Source organism: Pseudomonas sp. AGC41 (assembly GCF_057334555.1).
Genome location: NZ_JBHFJB010000163.1, coordinates 110,235 through 115,770, shown reverse-complemented (window position 1 = coordinate 115,770; position 5,536 = coordinate 110,235). Strand labels below are relative to the sequence as shown.

The window sequence follows — 5,536 nt, the reverse complement described above, 5'->3', positions numbered from 1 at the left end:
CCCCCCCCCCACGGGGGATCGCGGCGAACATAGGTTTTGTGAGCAGCCCACAGGTTCGCGCCGGACCGGGCGAGGCACGGTATGATGGCGGCCCGGTTCGCGGCGGCAACAAGCCTGGCGATCAACCCATTTATTCGAGGAACAGAGATGACCCCCTGGCTGACCGTAGTGGGCATCGGTGAAGACGGCTTCAAGGGCCTGGGCCGGACGGCTCGCCATGCCTTGCTGCGGGCGTCGCGGATACTGGGCAGCGCCCGTCAGTTGGAATTGCTGCCGCTGTGTATCCGCGGCGAGCGGGAGCTGTGGCCCAGCCCGTTCTCCCTGGAACCGCTGCTGGCTCGACAGGGTGAACCGGTGTGCGTGCTGGCCAGTGGGGATCCCATGTTCTATGGCGTCGGCGCCAGCCTGGCGAAACAGCTGCCGGCCGAGGAGATGCAGGTCATCCCCGCGCCATCCTCCTGCTCGCTGGCGGCGGCGCGCATGGGCTGGCCGTTGCAGGACGTGGTCACGCTGTCGCTGGTGGCCCGCCCCCTGGCGGCGCTCAATGCGCACTTGTCCAGCGGCGTCAGGCTGTTGCTGCTGAGTAACGACCGCCACAGCCCCGGCGCCGTGGCGACACTGCTGCGCGAGCGCGGATTCGGCCCGAGCGCCATGACCGTGCTGGAGCATTTGGGCGGTGCGGCAGAACGACGGAGCGACGGTTGCGCTGCGCACTGGTCCGATGAAGCGGTCGCCGACCTGAACCTGATCGCCATCGAATGCCGGGCCGATCCGTCGACGCAGCGCCTGTCACGCCTGGCCGGCCTGCCGGACAGCGCTTACGAACATGACGGCCAGCTGACCAAGCGCGACGTGCGTGCCGTCACCCTGGCTCGCCTCGCCCCAACCCCCGGCGAGCTGCTCTGGGACGTCGGCGCCGGCAGCGGCTCGATCGGCATCGAATGGATGCGCGCCCACCCCAGTTGCCGAGCCCTGGCCATCGAAGCCGACGAAGGCCGCCAAGCCCTGATCGAGCGCAACCGCGACAACCTTGGCGTGCCCGGCCTCCAATTGATTCGCGGCAGCGCCCCGCAGGCGCTGGCGAACCTGGAGCGGCCGGACGCGGTGTTCATCGGTGGCGGCGTCACCCGCGAAGGCGTGCTTGATGCCTGTTGGGCCCGGCTCAAGCCTGGCGGTCGGCTCGTCGCCAACGCCGTGACCCTGCAAAGCGAGATGACACTGATGAGTTGGCGCGAACGCCACGGCGGTGAGCTGACCCGCATCCACGTCGCCCAGGCCCAGCCTTTGGGCGAATTCGATACCTGGCGCCAGGCCTTGCCAATCACCTTGCTGGACGTGACGAAACCTTTCGATGCGTGACGAAACCGCCGAGCAACCCGCCCCCCTGCGCAGCGGCCTGACCACCGGCAGCTGCGCCACGGCCACCAGCCTGGCGGCGGCGCGACTGCTGCTGTGCGGCACCGAGGCCGATGCCGTGGAAATCGTCCTGCCCAAGGGCAAGCAGGTGCAGCTGCGCCTGGAGTTCTGCCGGCTGACCGCACAAGGCGCCGAGGCCGGAACGATCAAGGACGCCGGTGATGACCCGGATGTGACTCATGGCGCGCTGTTGTATTCCCAGGTGCGCCTGATTGCCGAACCTGGCGTGCGTTTTGTTGCCGGTCGTGGCGTCGGCACGGTGACGCGACCGGGACTGGTCCTGCCTGTCGGTGAGCCGGCGATCAACCCGGTGCCGCGCAAAATGATCAACGATCACCTGGGTCGCCTGGCCGAGGAAAGCGGTTATGCCGGGGGGTTCGAAGTCACGGTCAATGTCGAGGGCGGCGAAGCCCTGGCGCTGAAAACCATGAACCCGCGACTGGGCATCCTCGGCGGTCTGTCGATCCTCGGCACCAGCGGCATCGTCCGGCCGTTTTCCTGCGCCGCCTACATAGCATCGATCCACCAGGGCATCGACGTGGCGAAAACCAACGGCTACCTGCACATCGCCGCGTGCACCGGCAATGCCAGCGAAGACACGATGCGCCGGGTCTACAACCTGCCGGAAATCGCCCTGATCGAAATGGGCGACTTTGTCGGCGCCGTGCTCAAGCATGTGCGCAAGGTGCCGGTGGAAAAGCTCAGTCTTTGCGGCGGCTTCGGCAAGATCAGCAAACTCGCCGCCGGGCATATGGACCTGCACAGCCGCCACTCGAGCATCGACCTGCCACAACTGGCCGAATGGGCGGCGGCAATCGGTGCCGATGAGAAGTTGCAGCACGACATTCGTCAAGCCAACACCAGCCAGCAAGCCCTCGCGATGGCCAGCGCCGTCGGCATCGCCCTCGGTGACGCCGTGTGCGAGCACGCCCTGGCCTTCGCTCGCAGCGTGGTCCCGGCCCAGGTCCAGGTCGAAGTCTTCGCCATCGACCGTCAGGGCGGAATCGTCGGCCACGCTGGAGCCTTGAAATGAAACGCATCCTGCTGCTCGGTGGCGTCACCGAGGCCCTGGCCATTGCTCGCACGCTCGGCCCCGAGCACATCTACAGCTTGGCGGGCATCGGTCGCGTCCCCACCGACCTGACCTGCCAGGTACGCGTCGGCGGCTACGGCGGCGCCGAAGGCCTGGCGCAATTCATCCGCGCCGAGGGCATCGACCTGCTATTGGACGCAACCCACCCTTACGCCGCACAAATCAGCCACAACGCCGCCCACGCCGCCCGCGCCTGCGCCGTCCCCTGCTGGGCCCTGCGCCGTCCGGCCTGGCGCCCACGGGCCGGCGATGACTGGCGCGAAGTGGCCGACTGGGCCGAGCTGATCCAGGCCTTGCAGCCTTTCCATCGGCCCTTGTTCACCCTCGGCCGGGAGCCTCTGCAGCATCTGCAGGAAATTCCCGCCGAACAGTTCTGGACCCTGCGAGCACTGGACGTTTACCCCGGCAACGAACGCTGCGAAGTCATCGGCGCCCGTGGGCCGTTTCAGATTGACGGTGAACGCGAACTGTTCGAACGGCGACGAATCGATGTACTGGTCAGCAAGAACAGCGGCAGCACGGCCACCGAGCCGAAGCTGGAGGTGGCCCGGGAACGGGGGGTGCCGGTGCTGGTGTTGAAGCGGCCGGTGTTGCCGGGCGTGGATCGGGAGTTTGGGACGCTTGAAGAAACACTTGAGGCGTTGGCGCTTCCGACTCGATGAGACAAGATCGCTGCCTTGCATGAACAGTAACCTATTTGTTACCTTCAGGGCCGCGCATGATCAAACTCGAAGAATACTTACAAGACAACGACACAAGCCCTTTCAAGCGTTGGTTTTCCAGCCTGGACGCCCAAGCGGCCTTCAAGGTCTCCAACGCATTGATGCGCTTGGAGTTGGGCAACACCTCAAATATCAAGTGGTTCGACGGGTTGGGCGAGTTCCGTATCAATTGGGGCCCAGGTTATCGGATTTACCTGATCCAAGAGGGAAAGCGCCTGATCATCCTGTTTGGCGGGGGTGACAAGTCCACTCAGAAAAAAGACATCAAGCAGGCGAAAATGCTTGTTGCCGAATTCCAAGCCCGAAAAAAAAGCAGAAAGGCACACGAGGTAACGCAATGGCTCTCACACGCAGCTACAAACATACAATTGCCGAACGCGCCCAGCGAGATCCTGAGTTTGCCCAGATCCTGCTGGACGAGGCCGCGACTTTGTTTTTAAACGGAGAACCCGAGATGGCGAGGATGATTCTTCGCGATCTTGTTAATGCCACCGTGGGATTCGAAGAACTGGCAAAGGAAACGTCCAAACCCAGCAAAAGCCTGCACCGGATGCTTTCAGCCAAAGGTAATCCAAGCATGGATAACCTGGCCGCGATATTTGCAGTCATCCGTACGACTCTGGGAGTCGACATGCAGGTACATGCCGTACCGGCGCATTGAGGCTACGCGAACGGAAAACAAAAGCGCCCACTTGAAAATCCATTGCTACTGTTAACCCCAGCCCTGCGACCCTACACCGCACGTGGCCTTTTTACTTCTCGACACCGATCAGGCTAAATACCGCCACCTGATCGCCCAACCGAGCGGATTGCCCCATGTCCCGACAACGGCTTGCATTTGCCTGGATCGCCTGCTTCGCAGTGCTGTTCAACATGCTTGCCATGCCGCTTTCCAACAGCAACGGTGCGACCGCCAACTCGCCAGCCGAGCAAATGCTGTGGGGCAGTTTCTGCTCATCCGGCGGCACGAAGATGCTGGCGGTTTCCCTGGGCAAGGTGGAACAAGGCACGCCACAGCAAGACAATCACTCGACGATGCAGCATTGCTGGTGCTGCTCAGGCCCGGCGCCGCTGATGGCGCTCGCCGGGCACGCCCCGCAGTTGTATCTGGACGCACAACGGGCCGATCGCGGTACGGCCCACGCGAAGCTCGACAGCCCGACCCCGCGCCAGCAATGGCCCAGCCTCAACCCCCGTGCGTCGCCTCTGGCCTGATTCTTCCCGCATGAAACTGCGCCCTGAATCGTTCCGGAGAATTGCCATGTTGAACCGACTCATCCTGCTCGCCGCCCTGTTGCTCCCGGTTGGCTTCGCCCAGGCTCACCAGTACAAGGCCGCCGAGCTTGAGATCGCCCATCCGTGGTCCCAGGAGTTGCCGCCCAACGCGCCAACCGTGGCCGCCTATTTCGTGATCCACAACAGCGGCACCACTGCCGACAAACTGCTCGGCGTCGACTCGCCGATTGCCGGCAAGGCCGAGCTCCATGAACATGTGATGCAAAACGACCTGATGAAAATGCAACCGGTACCCGTCGTCGCCATCGCCCCGGGTGCGACCGTCACCTTCGCGCCGATGGCCTATCACGTGATGTTGCTGGACCTGAAGGACCGCAGCTTGCTCAGCGACGGCAAACGTTTCCCCATGACCCTGCATTTCGAAAAGGCCGGGGACGTGACGGTGGATGTCGCGGTGCAGAAAAAAGCACCCGACGGCACCAAGACACACCAGCACGCCCAGTAGACGCAGCCGCCCATGCAACCACGTCGTACCAGCCTGTCCAAGCACCGCCGGCAGCTCATGAGCTTGACACGCGGCAGCTGGATCAGCCTGTTCGCCATGCTGATGATCTTTATCGGACCACTGGTTTCCCAGTCGATGCCGATGGATCAGCGCATGTCCATGCCTGTGTCCGTGAGCATGGATATGGAGATGAGCATGGACATGCCGGTGCACGAAGCACCGGCTGCCGAACACTGCCAGCCCCAGAGCGAGCACCATGCGCTCTGGGAAAAATGCGGTTATTGCAGCCTGCTGTTCAACTGCCCGGCGCTGCCTGGCGGCCACACATTCGCCGTCTTCGACACCCCGCCCAGCCACACCTATACCAGCCCTTCCCCGCACCTGGGTCATGCCCGGCCGGCGTTCTTCCCAGGCGCCCGCACCCGCGCACCGCCCCTCGACGCGTAAGCCCGCACCTGCTCACCCGGTCGCAAAGGACAGCCCAACGCTGCCCTGAACACGGATGAGTGCCTGACATCTGGGCCGAAGCAAACATAAAACCCGTGGGAGGGGGGGGGGGGGGGG

7 protein-coding genes and 1 pseudogene are annotated in these 5,536 nt (G+C 63.9%); all 8 read left to right on the top strand.

What is annotated here, in order from left to right; all coding sequences use genetic code 11:
- The first annotated feature begins 147 nt into the window (after positions 1-147).
- The 8 genes and pseudogenes from cbiE to ACE04F_RS28710 all read left to right on the top strand — a co-directional run bounded on the left by cbiE (position 148) and on the right by ACE04F_RS28710 (position 5,419).
- Complete coding sequence (gene cbiE, locus ACE04F_RS28745) at positions 148-1,359, top strand: precorrin-6y C5,15-methyltransferase (decarboxylating) subunit CbiE (RefSeq protein WP_486111064.1); 1,212 nt, start codon at positions 148-150, stop codon at positions 1,357-1,359.
- Positions 1,352-2,449 carry a cobalt-precorrin-5B (C(1))-methyltransferase gene (locus ACE04F_RS28740; protein ID WP_486111062.1) on the top strand — a complete coding sequence of 366 codons (1,098 nt, stop codon included), beginning with the start codon at positions 1,352-1,354 and terminating at the stop codon, positions 2,447-2,449. The genes cbiE and ACE04F_RS28740 overlap by 8 nt, the downstream gene beginning before the upstream one ends.
- The gene (locus tag ACE04F_RS28735) at positions 2,446-3,171 is read left to right on the top strand and encodes a cobalt-precorrin-6A reductase (protein WP_486111060.1); all 726 of its coding nucleotides are present in this window, start codon (positions 2,446-2,448) and stop codon (positions 3,169-3,171) included. Before ACE04F_RS28740 ends, ACE04F_RS28735 begins: the two co-directional genes overlap by 4 nt.
- Before the next feature lie 56 nt (positions 3,172-3,227).
- Positions 3,228-3,551, top strand: a pseudogene (locus tag ACE04F_RS28730) (type II toxin-antitoxin system RelE/ParE family toxin); the annotation flags it as partial.
- 17 nt (positions 3,552-3,568) lie between these two features.
- Positions 3,569-3,892 (top strand): helix-turn-helix domain-containing transcriptional regulator, encoded by a 324-nt coding sequence (locus tag ACE04F_RS28725; RefSeq protein ID WP_217861150.1) that lies wholly within the window; start codon positions 3,569-3,571, stop codon positions 3,890-3,892.
- Between the two features lie 155 nt (positions 3,893-4,047).
- Entirely contained in the window at positions 4,048-4,446 is a 399-nt protein-coding gene (locus tag ACE04F_RS28720; protein ID WP_486111058.1) for a DUF2946 domain-containing protein, read from the top strand.
- A gap of 46 nt (positions 4,447-4,492) precedes the next feature.
- Entirely contained in the window at positions 4,493-4,972 is a 480-nt protein-coding gene (locus tag ACE04F_RS28715) for a copper chaperone PCu(A)C (RefSeq protein WP_486111056.1), read from the top strand.
- Positions 4,973-5,029: 57 nt separating this feature from the next.
- A complete protein-coding gene (locus ACE04F_RS28710) occupies positions 5,030-5,419 on the top strand; it encodes a DUF2946 domain-containing protein (RefSeq protein ID WP_486111166.1) in 390 nt (129 codons plus the stop codon).
- Positions 5,420-5,536: the final 117 nt, after the last annotated feature.

Bases quoted from the DNA above. Each gene is read 5' to 3' on its own strand.
- ACE04F_RS28725 (WP_217861150.1), top strand. From the start codon at position 3,569: ATGGCTCTCACACGCAGCTACAAACATACAATTGCCGAACGCGCCCAG.
- ACE04F_RS28720 (WP_486111058.1), top strand. From the start codon at position 4,048: ATGTCCCGACAACGGCTTGCATTTGCCTGGATCGCCTGCTTCGCAGTG.
- ACE04F_RS28740 (WP_486111062.1), top strand. From the start codon at position 1,352: ATGCGTGACGAAACCGCCGAGCAACCCGCCCCCCTGCGCAGCGGCCTG.
- cbiE (WP_486111064.1), top strand. From the start codon at position 148: ATGACCCCCTGGCTGACCGTAGTGGGCATCGGTGAAGACGGCTTCAAG.
- ACE04F_RS28710 (WP_486111166.1), top strand. From the start codon at position 5,030: ATGAGCTTGACACGCGGCAGCTGGATCAGCCTGTTCGCCATGCTGATG.
- ACE04F_RS28735 (WP_486111060.1), top strand. From the start codon at position 2,446: ATGAAACGCATCCTGCTGCTCGGTGGCGTCACCGAGGCCCTGGCCATT.
- ACE04F_RS28715 (WP_486111056.1), top strand. From the start codon at position 4,493: ATGTTGAACCGACTCATCCTGCTCGCCGCCCTGTTGCTCCCGGTTGGC.